Origin of the sequence: Rhodococcus sp. (in: high G+C Gram-positive bacteria) (assembly GCF_049591685.1) — a bacterium.
Classification (GTDB): Bacteria; Actinomycetota; Actinomycetes; order Mycobacteriales; family Mycobacteriaceae; genus Rhodococcoides.
Genome location: NZ_JBAWFH010000113.1, coordinates 1 through 22157, shown reverse-complemented (window position 1 = coordinate 22157; position 22157 = coordinate 1). Strand labels below are relative to the sequence as shown.

Annotated in this window: 20 protein-coding genes and 1 tRNA gene; 9 read left to right on the top strand and 12 right to left on the bottom strand. The window is 63.2% G+C overall.

Features of this window, described 5'->3' with window-relative positions; all coding sequences use genetic code 11:
• Positions 1 to 1141 (top strand): N(5)-(carboxyethyl)ornithine synthase (locus tag WBQ44_RS05090; protein WP_495565647.1); only part of this gene is annotated, 1141 nt, incomplete at its 5' end.
• A 15-nt stretch (positions 1142 to 1156) separates the two neighbouring features.
• On the opposite strand, the gene WBQ44_RS05085 is transcribed toward WBQ44_RS05090, so the two are convergent.
• The 4 genes from WBQ44_RS05085 to WBQ44_RS05070 all read right to left on the bottom strand — a co-directional run bounded on the left by WBQ44_RS05085 (position 1157) and on the right by WBQ44_RS05070 (position 5149).
• A complete protein-coding gene (locus WBQ44_RS05085) occupies positions 1157 to 2155 on the bottom strand; it encodes a PucR family transcriptional regulator (RefSeq protein WP_495565646.1) in 999 nt (332 codons plus the stop codon).
• 322 nt (positions 2156 to 2477) lie between these two features.
• Positions 2478 to 2705, bottom strand: a complete 228-nt coding sequence (locus WBQ44_RS05080) for a hypothetical protein (protein ID WP_495565649.1) — start codon at positions 2703 to 2705, stop codon at positions 2478 to 2480.
• A 75-nt stretch (positions 2706 to 2780) separates the two neighbouring features.
• Entirely contained in the window at positions 2781 to 3974 is a 1194-nt protein-coding gene (locus WBQ44_RS05075) for a fatty acid desaturase family protein (RefSeq protein ID WP_495565645.1), read from the bottom strand.
• A 62-nt stretch (positions 3975 to 4036) separates the two neighbouring features.
• On the bottom strand, positions 4037 to 5149 hold the full coding sequence (locus tag WBQ44_RS05070) for a ferredoxin reductase (RefSeq protein WP_495565644.1): 1113 nt from the start codon (positions 5147 to 5149) through the stop codon (positions 4037 to 4039).
• Between the two features lie 209 nt (positions 5150 to 5358).
• On the opposite strand from WBQ44_RS05070, the gene WBQ44_RS05065 reads away from it, so the two are divergent.
• Both WBQ44_RS05065 and WBQ44_RS05060 read left to right on the top strand, forming a co-directional pair.
• Positions 5359 to 5979: a TetR family transcriptional regulator gene (locus WBQ44_RS05065; RefSeq protein ID WP_495565643.1), complete on the top strand. Its 621-nt coding sequence runs from the start codon at positions 5359 to 5361 to the stop codon at positions 5977 to 5979.
• Positions 5980 to 6034: 55 nt separating this feature from the next.
• Entirely contained in the window at positions 6035 to 6868 is an 834-nt protein-coding gene (locus WBQ44_RS05060; RefSeq protein WP_495565648.1) for an alpha/beta fold hydrolase, read from the top strand.
• On the opposite strand, the gene WBQ44_RS05055 is transcribed toward WBQ44_RS05060, so the two are convergent.
• Positions 6865 to 8187, bottom strand: a complete 1323-nt coding sequence (locus tag WBQ44_RS05055; RefSeq protein WP_495565642.1) for an MFS transporter — start codon at positions 8185 to 8187, stop codon at positions 6865 to 6867. The genes WBQ44_RS05060 and WBQ44_RS05055 overlap by 4 nt on opposite strands.
• Positions 8188 to 8277: 90 nt before the next feature.
• Here WBQ44_RS05055 and WBQ44_RS05050 point away from each other — a divergent pair, with 90 nt between their 5' ends.
• Genes WBQ44_RS05050 through cmrA form a run of 3 tightly spaced genes read left to right on the top strand, consistent with a single transcriptional unit; the run spans position 8278 to position 11707 of the window.
• Positions 8278 to 8805 (top strand): PadR family transcriptional regulator, encoded by a 528-nt coding sequence (locus WBQ44_RS05050; protein ID WP_495565641.1) that lies wholly within the window; start codon positions 8278 to 8280, stop codon positions 8803 to 8805.
• On the top strand, positions 8802 to 10877 hold the full coding sequence (locus tag WBQ44_RS05045) for an oxidoreductase (protein WP_495565640.1): 2076 nt from the start codon (positions 8802 to 8804) through the stop codon (positions 10875 to 10877). The genes WBQ44_RS05050 and WBQ44_RS05045 overlap by 4 nt, the downstream gene beginning before the upstream one ends.
• A gap of 26 nt (positions 10878 to 10903) precedes the next feature.
• On the top strand, positions 10904 to 11707 hold the full coding sequence (cmrA, locus tag WBQ44_RS05040) for a mycolate reductase (RefSeq protein WP_495565639.1): 804 nt from the start codon (positions 10904 to 10906) through the stop codon (positions 11705 to 11707).
• Positions 11708 to 11712: 5 nt separating this feature from the next.
• Here cmrA and WBQ44_RS05035 read toward each other — a convergent pair whose 3' ends face one another.
• A complete protein-coding gene (locus tag WBQ44_RS05035; RefSeq protein ID WP_495565638.1) occupies positions 11713 to 13305 on the bottom strand; it encodes a helicase HerA-like domain-containing protein in 1593 nt (530 codons plus the stop codon).
• Positions 13306 to 13390: 85 nt separating this feature from the next.
• Between WBQ44_RS05035 and orn the strand changes: the two genes are divergently transcribed.
• The 3 genes from orn to WBQ44_RS05020 all read left to right on the top strand — a co-directional run bounded on the left by orn (position 13391) and on the right by WBQ44_RS05020 (position 15265).
• The gene (gene orn / locus WBQ44_RS05030) at positions 13391 to 13993 is read left to right on the top strand and encodes an oligoribonuclease (RefSeq protein ID WP_495565637.1); all 603 of its coding nucleotides are present in this window, start codon (positions 13391 to 13393) and stop codon (positions 13991 to 13993) included.
• A gap of 87 nt (positions 13994 to 14080) precedes the next feature.
• Positions 14081 to 14156: transfer RNA gene (locus tag WBQ44_RS05025), tRNA-His, on the top strand.
• A 383-nt stretch (positions 14157 to 14539) separates the two neighbouring features.
• Positions 14540 to 15265, top strand: coding sequence for a M23 family metallopeptidase (locus WBQ44_RS05020; protein WP_495565636.1), 726 nt, complete (start codon positions 14540 to 14542; stop codon positions 15263 to 15265).
• Between the two features lie 103 nt (positions 15266 to 15368).
• On the opposite strand, the gene WBQ44_RS05015 is transcribed toward WBQ44_RS05020, so the two are convergent.
• The 6 genes from WBQ44_RS05015 to pucL all read right to left on the bottom strand — a co-directional run.
• A complete protein-coding gene (locus tag WBQ44_RS05015; protein WP_495565635.1) occupies positions 15369 to 16562 on the bottom strand; it encodes a L,D-transpeptidase in 1194 nt (397 codons plus the stop codon).
• A gap of 200 nt (positions 16563 to 16762) precedes the next feature.
• Positions 16763 to 18247, bottom strand: a complete 1485-nt coding sequence (locus tag WBQ44_RS05010) for a flavin-containing monooxygenase (protein WP_495565634.1) — start codon at positions 18245 to 18247, stop codon at positions 16763 to 16765.
• Between the two features lie 47 nt (positions 18248 to 18294).
• Positions 18295 to 19158 (bottom strand): SDR family oxidoreductase, encoded by an 864-nt coding sequence (locus WBQ44_RS05005; protein ID WP_495565633.1) that lies wholly within the window; start codon positions 19156 to 19158, stop codon positions 18295 to 18297.
• A 77-nt stretch (positions 19159 to 19235) separates the two neighbouring features.
• On the bottom strand, positions 19236 to 20015 hold the full coding sequence (locus WBQ44_RS05000; protein WP_495565632.1) for an IclR family transcriptional regulator: 780 nt from the start codon (positions 20013 to 20015) through the stop codon (positions 19236 to 19238).
• 56 nt (positions 20016 to 20071) lie between these two features.
• Entirely contained in the window at positions 20072 to 21463 is a 1392-nt protein-coding gene (locus WBQ44_RS04995; protein ID WP_495565631.1) for a nucleobase:cation symporter-2 family protein, read from the bottom strand.
• Positions 21464 to 21472: 9 nt separating this feature from the next.
• Positions 21473 to 22157: factor-independent urate hydroxylase (gene pucL / locus WBQ44_RS04990; RefSeq protein ID WP_495565630.1), on the bottom strand; the 685-nt coding region annotated here is incomplete at its 5' end.

Here is a 22157-nt window from a genome sequence, read left to right as displayed (position 1 = left end):
GCACCAGCTCACCCTCGGCGTGACAGCTCGGTCTTCGAAGCCGAACGAACGCCGCCTCCCCATTCACCCTCTGCACATCGAGCGAATCGACGACGATCTCCGTCGGCGGATGTATTTCGAGGCGGGCTACGGAGAGCCGTTCGGAATTTCCGACGAGCACATCGCGGGGCTCACCGCGGGTATCCGCTCCCGGGCAGAACTGATCGAAGACTGCGATGTCATTCTGCTGCCGAAGCCGCAGGCGACCGATCTGTCGACGCTGAGGTCCGGCCAGATTCTGTGGGGTTGGCCGCATTGCGTCCAGGATTCGAAGCTCACCCAGGTCGCGGTCGATCGTCGGCTCACCCTTATCGCGTTCGAAGCAATGAACCACTGGACTGCCGAGGGTTGGTTCAGTCTTCATGTCTTCCACAAGAACAACGAACTCGCCGGGTACTGCTCGGTTCTTCATGCCCTGCAGTTGATCGGCTCGACCGGTGACTATGGGCGCCGATTGCGTGCTGCGGTCATCGGTTTCGGTGCCACCGCGCGTGGCGCTGTCACTGCCCTCAATGCGCACGGAGTACACGAGGTCGACGTCCTCACGCAGCGCGGCGTCACCGCGGTCAGTTCACCGATCCATTCCGCGCGGATCGTCAACTTCGACCTCGACGGGGAGAACCCGCGCAGAAGTCGGGCGCTGACCGAAACAGGACGGGTCCCGCTGTCGGACTTCCTCGGCGATCACGATGTGATCGTCAATTGCGTTCTGCAGGATACGAACTCGCCGTTGACCTTTCTTCGGAACGAGGACCTGGCCAGCATCGCGCCGGGCACGTTGATCGTGGACGTTTCGTGCGACGAGGGCATGGGGTTCGAGTGGGCCCGCCCGACGTCGTTCACCGATCCGATGTTCACGGTCGGAAACAACGTCAGGTACTACGCCGTCGACCACAGCCCTTCGTATCTCTGGGATTCGGCCACATGGGAGATCAGCGAATCACTCCTGCCGTTCATCCGAGTCGTACTGGACGGGCCGACATCGTGGGATGCAGACGAAACCATCCGCAAGGCAATCGAAATCCGCGACGGAACGATCGTGAATCCCAACATCCTGTCGTTCCAGAGCCGTAGCGAGGAATACCCTCACCTGCCGGTGTAGCGGTCGTTTTCGGATCTACGACGCTTCTGCGATCATGCCCGCGTTAGGCGACGCGGCATGGTCGGCTCGCGCGAGGCAGTCGACTACCAACGCCGCATGCAGTGACATCAAGCCGGCGGAACTCAATGGGTCGACGCCGGTGAGCTGTTCGATCTTCTTGAGTCGGTAGTCGACCGTATTCGGATGCACGAACAACGATTTCGCGCTGGCGCGGCGGTTGGCCTCACTCTCGACGAAGGTCTTGAGCGTGTGTAGTAACTCCGGGTATCCGACCAACGGTGCAAGCACCGCGCGCAAACGAGAACGTCCGGGCCCTGGCCTGGACAGCTGATATTCGAGCGCGAGGTCGCCGGTCCGGTACAGCCTCGGTTTCTTGTCGAGTGCGCGGGCGAGCTCGACGAGTTCGCGGCAGTGATTCGCCGCTGCATTCATATCGCCGGGCCTTGCGACGGCGGTTGCGGCCAGCACGTCGACGCCGTACAGCGCCGACAGCCGGTCCACGATGTCGTCCACCGACCGCGAACCCGCACACGGCACGAGGACGGTGCCTCCGTGCACGGTCAACGACACGAGTAGCGGCGACGAGGCGGAGATGCCCGGTGCGGCGGCGAGCGCAGCCGTGTCCATCGACATCGGGGTCCGGCCCTGGTCGCAGGCCGCAGGAACGAAACGCACCAACAGGACGTGGTAGTCGAGTGCGACGTCGATACCATTCCGCTCAGCGACGACCCGCGCCTCGGGATCGTCCGAGACCAGCATGTCGACCAGTCGAGCGAGGCGCTCACCGGTCGAAGCGACATCGGATCTGCACTGCTCGAGGTACGCGCTGGAGACCGCATTGCCGACCAGCTCGGCAGTCTTCATCATCAAAATCGCTGTGTCGACCACTCCGGAGCAGTCGGACACCTCCGAACCGTCGACACTGCGCGCGAACCCGCCCGATACGGCGGCATGCACCGCGTCCTGGGCGTCGCGCAACAACACACCGCGACGGGCCAGACGTTCCGCGACCATGCGAACCGTATCGAGCTCGTCGCGCTTCGGCGGCCGACCGAAACGAACACCGGCAGCCACGATGGCCGAGCAGTGCGCGTGCAGCGACAACGTTTGGCTTTTCGGGGTAGTTGTGTGTGGAGCTTCTGCGAACGTCGAGCTCAACCGCATATCAGGCCACCGTCCCATCCTTGTGTTTCCTGCGGTAACGGTAACCCAGTGAGCGGTCGCACAGTACGAGAATCGCCCGACAAACATTCCGTCAGTTTGTTTTGAACTCGGACTGCACACAAAAGACCGCCCGGCCTGACGTGGCCCGGGCGGTCTTCGTCTTGGTGGACAGCTAGCGATTCTCGAACTCGCCGTTGATTACTTTGCCTACTGGCGCGTCCTCACGAGCCTTACGTGCAGCCTCGCGCATCTCGATCCCGTCGGAGATGAGGTCGCCGATCTCCCGCGTCACGTCGCGTACAGCTCCCGCGATGATGACGGCGATCTTCCCAACATGATTCGCCGCCGACTCCGTGATTTCCTGAACGGTGTCCTTGTTACGTTCGAACTTGCCTACCACCACGTTCACCCCTGATCCGGTCCTGGTAGCGGATTGACCGCGACCGACGACACCGGCACCGACGGCGCCGGCCACCTACGCAGCCACCTTCTTGCGCTCGACGATAACACCGGCCGGCTGAGAGGAACCCGTCAACGAGTTGGGGAGAGCCAGCTTGAATATCTTGCCCCAGACCGTTCCGATCTGGTGGAAGAATCCGCCGCTGTTGTACGGCAAACCGTTCTTCTCGCACAACGCTTTTACTTCGGGCGCCAGTTCTGGGTATCGGTGAGCCGGTAGATCCGGGAACAGGTGGTGCTCGATCTGGTGCGAGAGGTTGCCCGACATGATGTGGAAGAGGGGCGAGCCTTCGATGTTCGCCGACCCCAGCATTTGACGCACGTACCACTCGCCGCGGGACTCGTCTGCGGTTTCCTCCTCGGTGAACGTCTGCACGCCGGTCGGGAAGTGGCCGCAGAAGATGATCGAGTAGGTCCACACGTTGCGGATCAGGTTGGCGCCGACGTTACCGATGAGCGTGGTGACGAAGAAAGGCCCCGTCAACGCCGGGAAAATGACGTAGTCCTTGAGCACCTGACGGCCTGCTTTACGCCACATTCCCTTCAGCAGGGGCTTGACGTCGTGCCATTTGCGCTTGCCCTGCACCACGTTCTCGGCTTCGAGGTCGTGGAGCATCACACCCCATTCGAAGAACGTCATCAGCAGGAAGGCATAGACAGGGTTACCGAGGTAGTAGGGGTTCCACTTCTGCCCCTCGTCCATGCGCAGGATGCCGTAACCGATGTCGCGGTCCTTGCCGACGATGTTGGTGAACGTGTGGTGCATGTAGTTGTGCGAGTGCTTCCACTGGTCGGCGGGGCACACCGTGTCCCAGTCGAACACCTGGGAGTTGAATCCCGGTTCACGCATCCAGTCGTACTGGCCGTGCATGACGTTGTGCCCAATTTCCATGTTGTCGAGGATCTTCGAGATTCCCAGCGCACCGACGCCTGCAAGCCACACCGGTGGCAGGAACGGGAAGTACATCATCGCTCGGCCGGCGATCTCGAAGCCACGCTGCGTTTTCACGATGTTGTAGATGTACTCGCGGTCCTCGTCACCAAGTTTCGCGACGGTCCGGGCGCGAAGCTCGTCGAGCTCGCGTCCCAGCTCCTGCACCTGCTCGTAGGACAGGACCGTCGGGTGCAACTGCTCGGGCTTCTCGGCGGAGCCGAAGAAGGGCAATGACACCGTAGGAAATGACACTGTGGGGAAAGCTATTCCGAACATTCGACAGATTCTCCGTTTCGGATGGATGTAAATCAGTTCTCGGTCGGGTCGGGTCGGTTGTCTCAGATGTCGATGGCGACGTCACCGACCGGTACCGACACACAGAGCTGGATCTTCTTGTCGGGTTCGCTGTCGGTTTCACCCGTCTGCACGTTCTTCGTGCAACCGGAGGTCTTCACCGACGTGCAGGTGAAGCAAATGCCCATCCGGCATCCGTACGCCGGCGTGAGTCCTGCGTCTTCGGCTTGTTCGAGCAGAGTGCGTCCTGAATTGGTGGCCACCACGTCGCTACCGGTGAAGGTGACGTCACCGTCCACGTCGTCGTTGACGACGACCAGGGGGGGAGCAAATTCTTCTAGGTGGAGCCGCTCGGTCAGCCCGAGTTCGGCGTACACGTTCTTGACTCCGCGCATCAGTCCCGGCGGACCGCACAGGTACGTCTCGGCGTCTCGGTACCAGGGCGCTACTGCCTCGAGATGCTCGGCGCCGAAGAAGCCGTGAAGATCGCCGCCGTCCTCCTGATCCGTGTACGCCAGCACCACTCGGATATTGGGGTGAGCGGCCGTCATGGTGTCGAGTTCGCGACGGTACGACACATCGTTCTCGGTGTAGGCGTAGTGCAGGAAGGTGAGATCGCCGCTGTACCCCTCGTCCAGCAGCGATCGGAGCATCGACAGAACGGGCGTGATGCCACTGCCGCCGCTGACGAGCAACACGCGCTCCGGCCGCGGTGTCGGCATGCGGAAGGTGCCGTCTGCCTGCGAGAGGCTGACGACAAGGCCTACTCGAGCGTTGCTGTGCAGGTACTGCGACACGAGCCCTTCCGGGTGCGCTTTGATGGTGAGCTCGATGCGGCCGTCGTTCCGGTGCTGCGAACACGCCGGCGAGTAGCAGCGGGTGTGTCGGACTCCGTCGATGACGACGCCAATCTGCACGAATTGTCCAGCTTCGAAACCGCGCCACTGATGGGTGGGCCGCAGCGTCAGCGTGACGGTGTCCGCTGTGGAGCGATGTACGTCGGTGACCTCGGCGCGTAGATCTCTGACCGTGGTCATCGGGTCGACGAGCTCGAGGTAGCGGTCGAGCGCGTGTGGCGTGGCCATTGCCTCGAACAGTGACAGCAGTGAAAATTTGCGGCGACCCTCGGCGCGTCGCGGCTTTTGCTGGAGTGTCATCTCGCCTCCCGAATTCGATCGATACGAAGAAACGATTTCAGTGTACGTATGTGCACTGAGAAGAGTGTGACAGATCGGCACCGGTAGCTGTCAACGGTTCAGTGACGACCCGTACATCACCGCCGTTACGTGACCTGAATCACTTTCCATGAGAACTCGGACCCGGTACCGGCAACCGCCGTCCGGTGGACGGCAATAAACTCGAACTCGTGACGGAACCGGGCACGCGCGCCGAGCGCAAGGAACGCACCAGACAGGCGCTGATCGAGGGCACCCTGGATTTGCTGCGTGACCGGTCATTCGCGAGTGTCAGCCTGCGCGAAGTAACTCGCTCCGCCGGCATCGTTCCCACCGCGTTCTACCGCCACTTCGCCTCCATGGAAGACCTCGGGGTCGCGCTCGTCGAGGACTCGATGCGCATGTTGCGCCAGATGCTCCGCGACGCCCGCAAGGATCCGAGTGTCAAGAACGCGACCGAATCGCTGCGCATTCTGGTCAGTGAAATGCGCAGCCACGAGGATCAGTTTCGGTTCATGGCGCGTGAGCGCTACGGCGGCGTGACCGAGGTCCGTAAGGCATTCGCCACGGAGCTGCGGCTGTTCGTCAGCGAATTGACCATCGATCTCTCTCGCATGCCGGGCCTGGAGAATTGGGACATCGCCGACCTCGAAATGGCGGCCGACCTGATCGTGTCGACGATGCTGACCGCTACCGTCGGCCTGCTCGAGATCGACCGTCCGGGCAGCGACAAGGAGAAAGAACTCTTGCGTCGTACCGAACAACAGGTCCGGCTGATCGTCCTCGGCATGGGAGTCTGGAGGCCCCGGTAGGCCGGACCGGTAGGCCACACCGCTGTAGGAAGGACATGCCGAAGTGAACTCGACCATGACGAGCGTGACTCTCGACGATTCGAACCCGGCAGGCCTGACGTTCGACGTCTCACTCGCGGGGCCCGCAGCTGGAATCCCGGTGATGCTGCTGCACGGCTTCCCGCGGACCTCGGCGTGCTGGGATGCCGTCATGCCGCGCCTTACCGAGGCGGGCCTACGCACCATCGCTCCGAATCAACGCGGTTACTCTCCCGGCGCAAGGCCGATCGGTACCTCGGCATACGAACCGTCGAGGCTGGTCGACGATGCGGTCGGTATCGCCCACGCACTCGGCCACGAGTCGGTTCATCTTGTCGGACACGACTGGGGCGCGGCGGTGGCCTGGCAGATGGCGGCGGAACGTCCCGAACAAGTGCGGTCGCTCACCGCGGTGTCCGTGCCGCACACCGCCGCCTTCGGATGGGCGCTGCGAGAAGACGACGACCAACGCGAGAGGTCGAAGTACTTTGCACTGCTCAGGCAAGAGGGCAAAGCCGAGAAAGTCCTGTTGGAGAACGACGCTCAGCGCCTGCGCGCGATGTTCTCCGAAGCCAGCCCCGACGATCGGTATGTCGAACACCTGCAACAGCCGGGAGCTCTGACTGCGGCACTCGAGTGGTACCGGGCGATGACGAACTCCTTCGGCACACTGGGTCCCGTCCGGGTGCCCACCACTTACGTGTGGAGTAACGAGGATTCGGCGATCGGGCGGGCGGCTGCGCAGCGATGCGGCGAGTTCGTCGAAGCCGAGTACTCCTTCGTCGAGCTGGACGGCATTTCGCATTGGGTACCGGAGGAGGCGCCGGGCCGGCTCGCTGCCGAGATCCTCGCGCGAGTCCGTTCGAGCTAGACCCGATCCGGGGATTTGACGGGCAGCAGCGCGCCGAGGCCGATTGCGAGAACGACCAGCAGTCCGCCGATGCCGGCGCGGTCCGAGTCGAAGAGGAAGACGAACAGACCGAACAGGGTCGGCGCGAGGAACGAGACCGCGCGGCCGGTCGTTGCGTACAAGCCGAAGAACTGGCCTTCTCGCCCCGGTGGCGCCAACCGGGCCAGATAGGTTCGAGACGACGACTGTGCAGGTCCGACGAACAAGCAGAGGACGAGTCCGAATATCCAGAACATCACGGGTCCGGACACGATCAGCAGCACTGCCCCGGCGACGATCATCGCGGCGAGAGAGAACACGATGACCGGTTTCGGACCCAGGCGATCGTCGAACCGGCCCGCGGTGACGGCGCCCAGTCCCGCAAAGACATTGGCGGCAACTCCGAACAACAGAACGTCCGCGGTTCCGATTCCGTAGACACTGACCGCGAGGACGGCGCCGAAGGTGAAGACGCCGGCCAATCCGTCCCGAAAAAGCGCACTGGCCACAAGAAAGTGCACGGTTCGCCGGTCCGCGATCCACAGTTCCCGCAAGTCACGAACAAGGACTCGGTACGACTCGATCACCCCAGCTTGGCCTGCGCGCGGGTCGGCCGCGAGGGTGGGTAGTTCGGGAACCGTCAGCAGAACGGGAATTGCCGAGACGGCGAACCATACGGCTGCCACTACCGCGACGAGCCGGATGTTGAGACCACCGTCCGTCGTGATTCCAAAGAGGCCACGGGTGTCGCCATCGCCGGTGATGAAGCCGAAATAGCAGATCAACAACAGCACGATCCCACCGAAATACCCCATTGCCCAACCGAATCCGGACACCCGCCCGATGTTGTCGGGCGTGGAGACCTGCCGCAGCATGGCGTTGTAGGGAATCCCGGCGAGCTCGAACAGGATCGAACCGGCGGCGAGGAGCACGAGCCCCAGCCATAGGTAGTGGTAATCGTCCACGACGAAGAACAGGCCGGCCATCGTGGCCACCGTCAGGGCCGTCAACAGGGCGAGCGATCGCTTCCGTCTCCCCTTCGCGTCGAAACGTTGGCCGGAGATGGGCGCCGTCACCGCGATGACGACACCGGCGAGCCCGATGGCCCAGCTGAACCACGAGGTAGCCGAGATCGAGCCGGGCAGATCGTCGCCGACGGCATCGGTGAGGTACACCGAGTACACGAAGGTGAGGATGACAGCGTTGAACGCCGCCGAGCCCCAGTCCCAGATCCCCCACGCGAACACTTGCCTGCGTGTCGTTGCCACCCCGACAGCGGCGGACTCCGCCCGATTGGTCATAGCTCGGAAGCTTATCCCCGCGGCGGCCACGGCACGCCACGAGTTATGCAACTGGTTGCATAGTCACCTAGTTGCATACATACTCCATTCATGGCCCTGGAACACGCGATTCTGGTTTCCCTCACCGAGCTGTCCGGTTCGGGGTACGAGCTGGCGCGTCGGTTCGACAAGTCCATCGGATTCTTCTGGAGCGCTACACACCAACAGATATATCGCGTGCTGGGGCGCATGGATGATTCGGGCTGGGTGGTGGGTGAGACCGTGATTCAAGGCGACCGCCCCGACAAAAAGGTGTATTGCGTCAGCGCGGCCGGTAAAGCGGAGCTCGATCGTTGGATCGCCGCGCCCTCCGACCCAGGGACGCTGCGCGAGGAGTTGGCCGTAAAAATCCGCGGCGCCGCCAACGGGGACACCGCCGCGCTGAAAACGGAAGTGCATCGGCATCGCTCGGTGCACGTCGAACGCCTCGAGCTCTACCGGCTCATCGAGAAGCGTGACTTCCCGTCTCCTGCGAACCTCGCAGGCACTGCACTGCACCAATACCTGGTGTTGCGCGGCGGAATACGGGTCGAAGAAGGTTTTGCCGACTGGTGCGACGAAGTATTGGAGAGACTGTGACCGTTCCCGACGACCACTCGCCCCTCGACGTCGGCGAGCCCGCGCTCGACAGATATCCAATCCTGCTGTCTCCGTTACAGGTCGGCAGGACGACCTTGAAGAACCGGGTCATCATGGGGTCGATCCACACGGGCCTCGAAGACCGAGCTCGCGACACCGGCAGGTTGGCGGAGTACTTCGCCGAGCGCGCCCGCGGCGGCGTCGCCCTGATCGTGACCGGCGGGTACGCACCGAACCGAACAGGCTGGCTGCTGCCCTTCGGCGCCAAACTGACCAACCGGATCGAGGCGCGCCGTCACCGCAGAATCACCGACGCTGTCCACCGCGAGGGCGGCAAGATCGCTTTACAGATACTCCACGCCGGCCGGTACTCCTATCAACCGTTCAGCGTCTCCGCGTCGTCGATCAAAGCCCCCATCAACCCGTTCAGGCCACGGCGTCTGACCGGTCGCGGAGTGCGCTGGCAGATTCGCAACTACGTTCGGTGTGCCTCGCTCGCCCGATCGGCGGGATACGACGGCGTCGAGATCATGGGCGGCGAGGGCTACTTCATCAATCAATTTCTGTCCGAGCGAACCAATCACCGCGCAGATCGGTGGGGTGGCAGCGCCGAGAATCGGCGCCGAATTGCCGTCGACATCGCTCGCGGCATTCGCACCGCCGTCGGCGCGGACTTCCTCGTGACGTTCCGGTTGTCCATGGCCGACCTGGTCGAAGGCGGACAGACGTGGGACGACATCGTCGCCCTCGCACAAGACCTCGAACGCGCCGGCGTGGACATGATCAACACCGATATCGGTTGGCACGAATCGAGAGTGCCCACCATCGTGACGTCGGTCCCGCGGGCGGCCTTCGCCGACTTCACAGGCAAGCTGGAAAAACATGTCGGCATTCCGGTGGCGGCGTCGAACCGCATCAACATGCCCGAAACAGCCGAGGCCATCCTCGCTCGCAGCGACGCTCAGCTCATCTCGATGGCGCGCCCGATGCTGGCCGACCCCTTCTGGGTGCGCAAAGCCCAAGCCGACGCCGCGGACAGCATCAACACGTGCATTGCGTGCAACCAGGCCTGCCTCGATCACGCATTCGTTCATAAAACGGTGTCGTGCCTGGTCAACCCCCGCGCTGGTCGAGAAGTCGAACTACAGCTACTCCCGGCCCGCGTCACGAAGAAGGTCGCGGTGGTCGGCGGCGGACCGGCAGGAATGTCCGTCGCACTCGAGGCTGCTCTGCGAGGGCACGTGGTCACCCTGTTCGAGTCTCGATCGTCCCTCGGTGGACAATTTGGCATCGCTCGCCTCATCCCCGGCAAGGAAGAGTTCGCCGAGACAATTCGCTACTTCACCAATGCGCTCCGCGATGCGGACGTCACCGTTTCTCTCGAACACCGGGTCACCGCCTCGGAGCTGGCGTCCGGAGGTTTCGACGACGTCGTCGTCGCCACCGGAGTCACGCCCCGGATACCTGCCGTCCCGGGTATCGACCATCCGTCGGTGCTCACCTACGCCGAAGTCGTCGAGGAAGGCAGAACCGTCGGCGATCGTGTCGCTGTGATCGGGGCAGGCGGTATCGGGATCGACATCTCCGAGTTCCTCACCACCGACAACTCCCCCACCCTTGACGTGAAGGAATGGAAGCAGGAATGGGGCGTCACCGAACCCGAAGCAGCCCCCGGGGCTTTGACGGCGCCCGTTCCGGCACCGTCGCCACGGGAGGTGTACTTGCTCCAGCGCAAGAAGGGCCGGATCGGTGCCGGGCTGGCGAAGACCACCGGGTGGGTGCACCGCGCCTCGTTGAAAGCCAAGGGCGTCCACGAACTGTCCGGTGTCAATTACGAGCGCATCGACGACGACGGCCTGCACATCACGTTCGGTGACAAGCGGGAGCGTCCCCGGACTCTCGAGGTCGACACGGTCGTCGTCTGCGCCGGACAGGAATCGGTTCGCGACCTGGTGGACGAGCTGGGAGCCCTCGGCGTTGCGATCCACGTCATCGGCGGCGCCGACCTCGCTGCCGAACTGGACGCCAAGCGCGCGATCGAACAGGGCACCCGCCTCGCCGCCGTCATCTGAGAAAAGATCCACTACCCTGACTGACCGTGAGCCTGCCGCGTCCCACCCCCGAAGCCCGCGCCGTCGTCACCGGAGCCTCCTCCGGAATCGGAGAGGCGCTGGCCACCGAGCTGGCGGCGCGAGGGCACTCGCTGATCATCGTCGCCCGTCGCGGCGAGTTGCTCGAGTCGCTCGCGACGACGCTGCGTGCCCAGCACGCGGTGACCGTCGAGGTGCGTGTGCTCGATCTGTCCGATCGCGAAGCACGCAAGGGGTTCGCCGAAGAGATCGCGGGGCGCGAGATCAGCGTGCTGTGCAACAACGCGGGCATTGCCACTTTCGGGCCGGTTTCGGGACTGGACCCGGCGTACGAGCGTGATCAGGTCGAGCTCAATGCCGTTGCCGTGCATGACCTCACCTTGGCCGTGATCCCCGGCATGATTGCGCGAGGCAGCGGTGGCATCTTGATCACCGGATCCGCCGCAGGCAACATGGCCATACCGAACAACGCCACCTATGCCGCGACCAAAGCCTTCGTCAACACCTTTTCGGAATCGCTCCGCCTGGAGCTGAAGGACAGCGGCGTACACGTCACCCTGCTGGCTCCCGGACCCGTACGCACCGAAACACCAGATCCGGCCGACGCGTCGATAGTCGACAAACTCGTGCCCGACTTCCTGTGGATCGACAGCGCCTACACGGCGAAGCTGTCGTTGGATTCGTTGGCCAAGAACAAGATGCGCGTCGTTCCGGGTCTCCTCAGCAAGGGCATGTCCGTCGCCGGCCAGTACAGTCCGCGTGCCATCTCCGCTCCGATCGTCGGAAGCTTCTACAAGAAACTGGGCGGATAGCCGGTTCAGCGTCGACGGCGCCGACCGGTTCCGAAGATGCTGCGTGAGATCTCTCGTCCCGCGGCCGATGCCGCGGACTTCAAAAAGCTCCCCACGGCCGGGTTCGCCATGATCCGTTCGATTGCCGACGGCCCGTCTGCGGGCGGCAGATCCGGGAGATCCGCGGGAAGCGGCGGGAATTCGATGGAGTCCGCCTCCGGCGGGTCCGCGGCGATCCGCGCAGTGAGCCTCTCGTAGGCAGATTCGCGGTCGATCGTCTCGCGGTACCGCGAACTCAATGGACTCGACGCCGCTGCTGCGGCGATGGCGTCGGAACCGATCGTGTCCATCAGCGACTGCGGTGGTCGGATGCGGGTCCATGCCACCGGCGTCGGTGCGCCCTTTTCGGAGAGCACGGTCACGATCGCCTCGCCTGTGCCGAGTGAGGTCAACGCTCCCTCGAGGTCGTACACGTCGGTCTTCGGGTACGTGCGCACCGTCTTGTTCAGTGCGCGTTGGTCGTCGGGCGTGAATGCTCTCAGCGCATGCTGGACTCGGGCACCGAGTTGCGAGAGCACCTCGTTCGGCACGTCGGTCGGTAGTTGCGTGCAGAAAATGACGCCGACTCCCTTGGACCGGATGAGCTTGACGGTCTGTTCGACCTGTTCGACGAAGGCTTTCGACGCGTCCGCGAACAACAGGTGGGCCTCGTCGAAGACGAAGACCAGCTTTGGCTTGTCGACGTCGCCCACCTCGGGCAGCGTCTGAAACAGGTCGGCCAACACCCACATGAGAAACGTCGAGAACATGGTCGGTCGCGACGCCTGAGCGCCGAGCTCGAACAGGGTGACGACGCCTCGCCCTTCTGCATCGACGCGCAGCAGGTCTTCGGTGGCGAGCTCGGGTTCACCGAAGAAGGTATCGCCCCCATCGGCTTCGAGATTGACCAGTGCACGCAGAATGACTCCTGCGGTTGCGCTGGATACTCCCCCGATGCCCTTCAGATCGGCTTTGCCCTCGTCGGAGGTGAGGTGCGCGATCACCGAGCGCAGATCTTTCAGGTCGAGTAGAGCAAGACCGTTCCGGTCAGCCCAGTGGAAAATCAATCCGAGCGTTGATTCTTGAGTCTTGTTCAGCTGCAGCACTTTGCTCAACAGCACCGGGCCGAAAGCCGTGATCGTCGCGCGCACCGGGACGCCGATGCCACCGGTTCCGAGAGACAGGAACTCGACGGGGTACCCGGCCGGGCGCCACTGCGACGCGCCCGTCTCTGTTGCACGCTGCCGGATTCGATCGTCGTCGACACCCGGCGCGGACAGTCCGGAAAGATCGCCCTTGATATCGGCCATCACGACGGGCACCCCGGCGGCGGACAGTTGTTCCGCGATCCCCTGGAGCGTCTTGGTCTTGCCGGTTCCGGTGGCGCCTGCCACCAGACCGTGCCGGTTGAGCGTCGCGAGGGGAATGCGGATGCGCGCCGCCGAGTCGACGACGCCGTCGACCACGACAGTGCCCAGTTCGAGCGCGGCCCCGCCGACCTCATAACCCGCCGCGATCGCCGTCGCGGGTGCCCTGGCGGCTGGCGCCTTGTCTGCTGTGGACGCTGGATCGACTGTCATCGTGGAAGAACCCTTCTGCGGTGCGCACCTACGGATCGACACCGCAAACCTTAGCGGTCACTTCGGCCGCACTAGGGTGAGTGTCGTGCAGGACAAACTTGTGTGGATCGATTGTGAAATGACCGGCCTGGACTTGTCGAAGGACAAGCTCATCGAAATCGCGGCTCTGGTTACCGACAGCGAGCTCAACGTATTGGGCGACGGTGTGGACATCGTCATTCATGCCGACGACGAGTCACTGGCCGGGATGCCGGACGTAGTGAAGAAGATGCATGCCAAGTCGGGTTTGACGGACGAGGTCCGAGCCTCGACGGTGACGATGCAGGAGGCTCAGGAGCGAGTGCTCGCCTACATCCGTGAGCACGTGCCCGTCGCGGGCACGGTGCCCCTCGCGGGCAACTCCATCGGGACGGATCGCGGGTTCATCTCGCGCGATATGGCCGAACTCGATACTTACCTGCATTACCGGATGATCGATGTGAGTTCGATCAAGGAGCTCGCGCGTCGTTGGTACCCACGGATCTACTTCGGGCAGCCGCAGAAGGGCCTGGCTCACCGGGCTCTGGCGGACATCGAGGAGTCGATCAAGGAGTTGAAGTACTACCGGCAGACGGTGTTCGTGCCTCAGCCGGGGCCCTCCACCACCGACATTGCGGCAATTGTGGACGGCCTCGACACGCCTTCCTGAGGGCGATTCGCAACTCACGATACGAACCGCTAGTATTGCTTCCGCTGCTGATGCAGAGCCCGAAAGGGCCGAGCGGACGTAGATATGGTGGGCGTAGTTCAGCTGGTAGAGCACCAGGTTGTGATCCTGGATGTCGCGGGTTCGAGTCCCGTCGCTCACCCCATAGAAGCAAGAAAGCCGGTCTCTGCGGAGGCCGGCTTTTTTGTGTGCTCATCCCCGCTCGCTGTTCACGGAGCGCGGCGCGTCCACCTGCCGGTTTATCCCGGTTACCGCACATACGTTCGATCACGCTCGCCGACTTCTGCTGTGCCACAACAAATTACGGCGTTGTAATTCATTTGTTCGAGTTTCCAATGTGGTTGATGTGACGTACGGTTACAAACGGCACTTTTGGGGAAGAAAAGTACCAACGTGACAGCTGTGAACAAGCAGCGTTGATTCGACGCGCCCCGAAACCTGCCACCAGCAAGTTCGAAGCCCACACGGGAGATATTTCAGTCGGGCAGAGACCAGGAGGCAGTACACGTGGGTCGAAGAGTTCACAGAGTGATCGCGGGTTCGGTGTTGTCGGCGGCGCTGTGCGTCGGAAGCACGGGGCTGATCAACCCCACCGTCGCCTCGGCGCAGCCGACCATCGAACTTCCCGCCATTCCGATCCCCATGCCCGACGAGATCCAGCGCGCAGCCATCCTGGCTGCCGTTCTGGACGCCACGGGCGTGCTCATCAACGAGGTCGCGGCTGTCATCCTCGATTCGGATCTTGGAGCGTCCGTACCGGACGACAGCAGCATCGACGAACTCGTACCCGAGATCGCACCACCCGCGGTCGGACTCGGCGGGTCGATCCTTCCGCTACCCGCACGCAGTTACACGATCTCCTCCGGCTACGGCGGGCGAGACAATCCGACGGGCGTAGGCGGCCAGTTCCACCAGGGCGTCGACTTCGCCGCGCCGTCCGGGACACCGATCTACGCGGTCACCGGCGGAACCGTCGAACAGGCAGGCGACGCGGGCGACGGCTACGGCAACCTGGTGCGAGTCAAGAGCGGGAACACCGTGACGTATTACGGTCACCAGTCGTCGGTCGGGGTGAACGTCGGCGACACCGTCGAGGCGGGCGACCAACTGGGAACCGTCGGCAATACGGGCAACTCGACCGGGCCGCACCTGCATTTCGAGGTCAGGAACAACGGCTCGAGCGTGGAGCCTCTTGGCTACCTGAAGACGCTCGGCATCGACCCGGGCCGCTACCAGTCGGCCGACGCGGACTGACCCGAACGAGGCGCCGCGCACAACGCGTCAATGCCCGCACCCCGACTTCGGGGTGCGGGCATTCACATCTTCTGCCCTACGCGTCGCGCCTCGAGCGAGAGGCTCACATCGAGGCAGCGTTACCGGCCTTCCAATCTTCCCAGGGAATGTTCCAGTCACCGAGTCCGTCGACACCGGACAGGGTGCCGCCGACGGTGTTCTTCACGACGACGATGTCGCCGCGCTTGGTGTTGTCGTAGACCCACTTGGCATTGGCGGGACTGAGGTTGAGGCAGCCGTGGCTGGCGTTGGAGTACCCCTGCTGCCCCACCGACCACGGTGCGGAGTGGAAGAAGATACCGCTGTACGACATCCGAGTGGCCCAGTCGACCGGGGTGCGGTATCCCGTGGACGAATTGACCGGAACGCCGTAGGTGGACGAGTCCATCACGAGATGTTCGAAGCGATCGCCGATGATGTACACCCCGTTGTCGGTGGGTGTGCTGTCCTTGCCCATGGAAGTGGGCATCGTGATGACGTTCTCACCGTTGACGTTGAACGTGACCTGCTTGGTGTTGTCGTCGGCGGTGGCTACGACGGCATCGCCGATGGTGAACGAGGTGGTTGCGTTCTCCTGGCCGTAGATTCCATCGCCCAGATCGCGCCCGTAGACGTTGACCGCGACGTCGATACGCGTCCCCGACGCCCAGTAATTCTGCGGACGCCACCGCACCTCGCGGTCGTTCACCCAGTAGAACGCGCCCTCGACGGCTGGTGTCGTGGTCACCTGAATGGCGTTCTGCGCAGCGACCTTGTCGGTGATCGTTTCGTCGAACTGCACGGCGACGGGCTGGCCGATACCGACTACTGCACCGTCGTTGGGCAGTACGTACGGCTTGGTGAAGTTGCCGGGCTGGCTAGTGGTGAAGCTGCTGACCGTGCTGGTCGCGCCACCCAGACCGTAAGCATCGGCTTGAACCCGATACTCGCGGTCGTAGCCGAGGGGTTCGGTGCTCGTCCACGACAACCCGTCGGGCGACACGGCACCGGATACGGGTTCGCCGTCGGGATTGAGCATGGTGACGCCGCTGAGCTTTCCGTCGTCGACGGTCACCGTCACCGGATCGGCAGGCGAAATTCCCACAGCGCCGTCCGGCACGTTCGAGGCAAGTTTGGGTTTCAGCAGCTCGGCGATCGGGTTCGAGTCGATCGGCGACGCGTCGACTTTGCTTTCGGTCGACATGTCACATCCGGACAGAACAACCATCGCCGCAACCGTCATCACCGCGGTGGACACCAGTCCGCGCGAGAACCTCATGAACACTCCACTTCCGAACCGACCGACTTCGGGCACCACCCGAGAGGGGCGCTCCGCGGCAATGATGCCAGGCAGCGCCAAGGGCATCCAACCAAAATGCCGCCCCTCGAGTAACGTTCGAATACCAATCGTCCGGTTCCGAAGTCGTGTCACCTCATAACGCCGAGGGCTGGGTGGTGTGAGTGGTCATCACGGTGTCGTCAGCGAAGAGTCATGTTGTCGTCGACGAGCTTGCCGAACCGCAGCGCGGGCAGGTCGCGGAAATAGTTCATCCGGAGACGCCACGGAGCCACGGACCCCTGCTTCGGGAACGTGTCAACCGAACGCAGCACGTAGCCGGCGGCGAAGTCGAGGAACGGTTCCTCTCCCACGGACGCGTCGCGAGTCAGCCGGACCTCGCGATACCCGTTCTTGTCCATGTGTTCGACGAGGCGCACGAAGTAGTCGGAGACGAGGTCGGCCTTCAACGTCCAGGATGCGTTGGTGTACCCGACCACGAAAGCGAAGTTGGGAACGTCCGTCAGCATCATGCCCTTGTAGGCCATTGTCTCGGTCAGATCCACCTTGCGGCCGTCGACGCTGAGTGTGACGTGTCCGAAGGCGACGAGATTGAGGCCGGTGGCCGTCACGACGATGTCCGCGTCGAGGTGCTTGCCCGACTTCAACGCGATTCCGTGTTCGGTGATGTGGTCGATGTGATCGGTGACGATCTCGACTTCGTCCTTTCGGATCGACCGGAACAGGTCGTTGTCCGGAACCAGGCATAGTCGCTGATCCCACGGGTCGTACTTCGGGGTGAAGTGCGTGTCGAGGTCGTACCCCTCGGGGAGCCACCCCTCCTGGAGCTTCCTGATCCTCTTCTTCATGAACTTGGGGTAACGCTGGCACAGCACGTACATGCCGATGGCAACCACCGCGTTCTTTACTCGGGTGACGCTGTACGCGGCACGCGACGGTAGGTACCTGCGCAGTCCGAGCGCGATCGGGTCCTTCGAGGGCAGCGACATGATGTAACTGGGCGAACGTTGCAGCAGAGTGACGTGCGACGCCGAATGAGCCAGGTTGGGCGCCAACGTGATTGCGGTCGCGCCACTGCCGATGACGACGATTTTCTTACCGGACCAATCGAGGTCTTCGGGCCAGTTCTGCGGGTGGATCACCGTTCCCGTGAAGTTTTCGACGCCCTCGAACTCGGGGGTGAATCCCTTGTCGTAATCGTAGTAGCCACTGCAACACATCAGATACGACGCCGAAAAGGTGACGGACTCCCCCGTGTCCGTCCTGAGCGCAGTGACGGTCCAACGCGAGGTGTCGGTGGACCATTCCGCGGATACGACTTTGTGGTGGAATCTGATGTGGTCGTCGATTCCGGCTTCGCGTGCGGTTTCCTCGATGTATTCGCGGATGGAAGCACCGTCGGCGATGGACTTCTCGCCGACCCACGGTTTGAAGTTGTAACCGAGCGTGTACATGTCGGAATCCGAGCGAATTCCCGGGTAGCGGAACAGGTCCCACGTTCCACCGATGCCCGCGCGGGACTCGAGCACGGCATAACTCTTGCCGGGCATTTTGTCGTGCAGGTGACGGGCCGCACCGATGCCCGAGAGCCCTGCGCCGACGATGAGAACATCGACCCTGGTGACGTCGACTTCGTTCGAGTCTTGTGTGAGTGGTGTGGTTGTCATCTGTGAACCTTCGTCGTGAGAGGGGCGGCGCGAGGTGGTGTTCGTACTCAGGAAGCGTTGCGCTTGCTGGTCGAGCGTCCGAGGGCGGCCACCTCGGCGTCCATCTTGGGGAGAAGGCGGGGGACGTGCTTCAACATCGCGCGGTCGCCGACGGTGGAATTGAGGATCGCACGGAAGCGGCCGGCGAAACCGACCCACTTGGGCACGTACACCTTGCGCCTACGGTTGACGAGACCGTCGACGAAGGCATCGACGCATTTGTCGACTGTCATGGTTCGGCCGAACGGCCCGGGCATGACGGCGAGCATCTCGCGGAATGCGCCGAGGTCTTCCTTGGCGTCGCGGACGAGTGGGGTGTCGATCCACGCCATGTGAGCCGAACCGACGCCGACTCCTCGGTGGGTGACTTCCAGTCGCAGTGCATTCGCAAAGTGCTCGGCACCGGCTTTACTTGCGTTGTAGGCAGCTAGGCCTGGGCATGCGGCAAATGCTGCCAGGGAGGACACGACGAGGATGTAGCCGCGCCGTTCGATCAACGACGGCAGCGTGGCTCGGGCGGTGTTGAAGACACCGAGAACGTTGATGTCGAGAACGCGCGCGAAGGTATCCGGATCGACCTGTAGAACAGAACCGTAGGAGGCGATCCCGGCGTTGGCCAGCACGAGGTCGATGCCGCCGAACTTCTCCACTCCCGCTGCCGCGGCGCCCTGCATTGCCGCAAGATCGCGGACATCGGCGACGACGGCCACGGCAACGTCGCCGAGTTCGGCTTCCAGTTCGCGAAGTGGCGCCTCATCGACGTCGGTGAGCACCAGCCTGCTGCCCTGTGCGGCCAGCGCTCGGGCGGTTTCGGCACCGATGCCCCGCGCAGCGCCGGTGATGAAGACGACCTTGTCGGACAGTGTGGGCATGGTGACAGGCCTCCCGTTCCAGCTGCCCCCTGTTTGGGAACTGTTACGTGTCACTTTCCATCTGATACGGACAAGTGTCAAGAACGTGTAGGAAGCGAACCCGAACCGAGGTCGTTCGCGAGGTCCTTCGACAGGCGTTCGGCGGCCGAGGCGAGCAGCGGAACGAACGTCTCACCCGCCTCCAGGGTGACTCGGGCGGTCGGACCCGCGATGGACATGGCCGTGAGGGTTGGGGCGCCGACAACCGGCACCGCGAAGCAGCGGACACCGATCTCTTGCTCGCCGTCGTCGATGGCGTAGCCGCGTGACCGTACGAGCTCGAGGTCGGCGAGAAGAGTGTCGAGTGTTGTCAGAGTGTTGACCGTCCGCGGGGTCATTCCGGTTCGCGCCACCAGAGCGCGGACTTCGTCGTCGCCCATCTGGGCGAGCAGAGCCTTGCCGACTCCGGTGCAGTGTGGGGGTACTCGCTGTCCGACCTCGTTGAACATACGCATCGCGTGCTCCGAGGGAACCTGCGCCACGTAGACGGCCATATCGTCTTCCAGGAAGGCCATGTTGGACGTCTCGTGGGTCGCCCGAACCAATTCGGCGAGATACGGTTTCGCCCAACCCCCGATCAGTTTGGTAGCGCTGTCGCCCAGTCCGATCAGTTTTGTTCCCAACGCGTAGCGTCGGGAAGCCAACCTGCGTACGCACCCGAGGGAGACGAGGGTCCCGACGAGTCGGTGGACTGTGGGCATCGGCAGGTCTGCGGCCTCGGCAAGCTCGCTGATTCCGATCGAGCCGCCCGATGCGGCCATGATCTCGAGCAATTCGAATGCGCGCTCCACAGATTGAACGCCGCCGCTGGCTGCCACAGTCCACCTTCCGTCGTCGTGTGAGTTCACACTATTCCACGAAGCGGAATGACCGATCAGTCCGTGTGATGCCGAGTTGCGACGGGTGGCGCGGCCGTCACCACCGACGGCGATTGCCGTTGCCCACGGGTAAACACGTTGAAGAAGATGTTGAGGAACACCGCGACGATGCTGGCAGCGCTGATGCCGGAGTCGAGGATGACATGAACCCAGTCCGGAAATGCCGAGTAGAAGCCGGGCACCGCGATCGGTATCACCCCGAAGCCGATGGCCACTGCGACGATGACGAGGTTCAGGTTGCCATCGAAGTCCACTTTGGACAGCGTCCGGATTCCGCTCGCCGCCACCGACCCGAACAGCACGATGCCCGCTCCCCCGAGGACAGGGAGAGGCACCGATGCCACGACTCGACCCAGTATGGGGAAGAGTCCGAGGAAGAGCAGCACCGAGCCGCCGGCCGCCACGACGTAGCGGCTCTTGATGCCGGTGACGGCGACGAGTCCGACGTTCTGGGCGAAGGCGCTGGCCGGGAAGGTTCCGAACACGGGCGCCACGGTGGTGGCGATCATGTCTGCGCGCAAGCCGTCACCGACTCGTCGGGCGTCGACCTCGGTACCGACGATTTCGCCGACGGCGAGGATGTCGGCGGTGGTTTCGGTCATGATGACGAGGATGACGACCGTCATCGAGATGATCGCACCGATCTGAAAGACGGGTGCGCCGAACGCGAACGGCTCCGGGAGCGCGAACAACCTACCGTTGCCCACGTCGGAGAAGTCGGCCTTGCCGATGACCAGGGCGAACAGGGTGCCCACGACGATGCCGATCAGAATCGACAGCCGAGAGAGCGTGCCCTGCACGAGTCTGCTGACCAACAGCACGACGGCGAGGCTGAATGCTGCGAGTCCGATGTTGGACATCGAACCCCAGTCGACGGCCATCTGGTCGCCGCCCATGGCCCAGCGCACAGCAACCGGGAGCAGCGAGATACCGATGACCGTAATGATGGTGCCGGTGACGACGGGTGGAAAGAAACGGACGATCCTGCTGAAGAACGGTGTGATGAGGATTCCGATTGCCCCGGCGGCAATGATTGCCCCGAATACCGAGTTGAGCCCACCCGGCCCGCTGGAGATGGCAACCATCGTCGAGACGGAGGCGAACGAAATGCCCTGCACAAGAGGCAGCTTCGCGCCGACGTAGGGAAGCCCGAGAGTCTGGAGCATCGTTGCCGCTCCGCTGACGAACAGGGCTGCGGAAACGAGGATTGCTATCTCGGTTCCGGTCAGGCCCGCCGCACCGCCGACGATCAATGGAGGTGCGATCACGCCGCCGTACATCGTGAGGATGTGTTGCAACCCGTAGACGTACGACCTTCCTATCGACAACCGCTCGTCTTCGGGCCGAGCGGGATTGTGATGAGAGCCTGCGTGTTTTGTCAGCTTCATCGCGTGCCCCTAGCAGAATCCGGCTACGGTGTCCCAGGCGCGACCCGCGTCGGGGGCGTCGTCGCGTTCGACCGTCGCCTCGATCAGGCCGTACGGACGATCGGCAACATGGAACACCTCCCCCGGGTTGTCGAGCCCGAACGGCTCGAGGTCCACGAGGAAGTGGTGAATGTTCGGCATCGAGAATTTGATCTCACCGATTTCCGGGTGCGCCTCGAGCACCTTGGTGCCCATCTGAAACAGGCTCTGCTGCAACGCCAGCGAGTGGGTCGACGCGAAGGCGTCGAGCATGATCGTGCGGACGTCGTCGAAGATCTTGTCGAAGTCGAGCTCTGTCGACAGATAGCGCCAGCGGGCGCTCACCGACGTCGCGAGGATGCGATCCGTCGTTTCCTTCAGGGTGGTGTATCGATCCTTCGGGTATCCCCAGAACTCCGAGGCGGTGGAGTTGAGTACCACGAGGTCTGTGATCCCCGAGATGACGGTCGTGGTGTCCCCGTCGACGGTGACGATGGTGTTGCGCTTCTCGTCGCTCGCTTTGACGAAGGAGTGATCGTATCCGTCGGAGGTCGAGGGTATTCGCGACCAGTTGTACTGCTCGATTTCCCACCGGCCACCGTCGATCCAGTCGAAGCTGCCGGTGAAGTGCAGCCCGAGCCGCATGGCGAAGTCCTCGATGGCCCCGATCCCATCC

Coding starts and splice junctions, on each gene's coding strand:
- WBQ44_RS05035 (WP_495565638.1), bottom strand. CDS start 13,305: ATGACAGTCGATCCAGCGTCCACAGCAGACAAGGCGCCAGCCGCCAGG.
- WBQ44_RS05085 (WP_495565646.1), bottom strand. CDS start 2,155: ATGGTCGCGGAACGTCTGGCCCGTCGCGGTGTGTTGTTGCGCGACGCC.
- WBQ44_RS05060 (WP_495565648.1), top strand. CDS start 6,035: ATGACGAGCGTGACTCTCGACGATTCGAACCCGGCAGGCCTGACGTTC.
- WBQ44_RS05055 (WP_495565642.1), bottom strand. CDS start 8,187: ATGACCAATCGGGCGGAGTCCGCCGCTGTCGGGGTGGCAACGACACGC.
- WBQ44_RS05050 (WP_495565641.1), top strand. CDS start 8,278: ATGGCCCTGGAACACGCGATTCTGGTTTCCCTCACCGAGCTGTCCGGT.
- WBQ44_RS05075 (WP_495565645.1), bottom strand. CDS start 3,974: ATGTTCGGAATAGCTTTCCCCACAGTGTCATTTCCTACGGTGTCATTG.
- WBQ44_RS05015 (WP_495565635.1), bottom strand. CDS start 16,562: ATGAGGTTCTCGCGCGGACTGGTGTCCACCGCGGTGATGACGGTTGCG.
- WBQ44_RS04995 (WP_495565631.1), bottom strand. CDS start 21,463: ATGAAGCTGACAAAACACGCAGGCTCTCATCACAATCCCGCTCGGCCC.
- WBQ44_RS05010 (WP_495565634.1), bottom strand. CDS start 18,247: ATGACAACCACACCACTCACACAAGACTCGAACGAAGTCGACGTCACC.
- WBQ44_RS05070 (WP_495565644.1), bottom strand. CDS start 5,149: ATGACACTCCAGCAAAAGCCGCGACGCGCCGAGGGTCGCCGCAAATTT.
- WBQ44_RS05005 (WP_495565633.1), bottom strand. CDS start 19,158: ATGCCCACACTGTCCGACAAGGTCGTCTTCATCACCGGCGCTGCGCGG.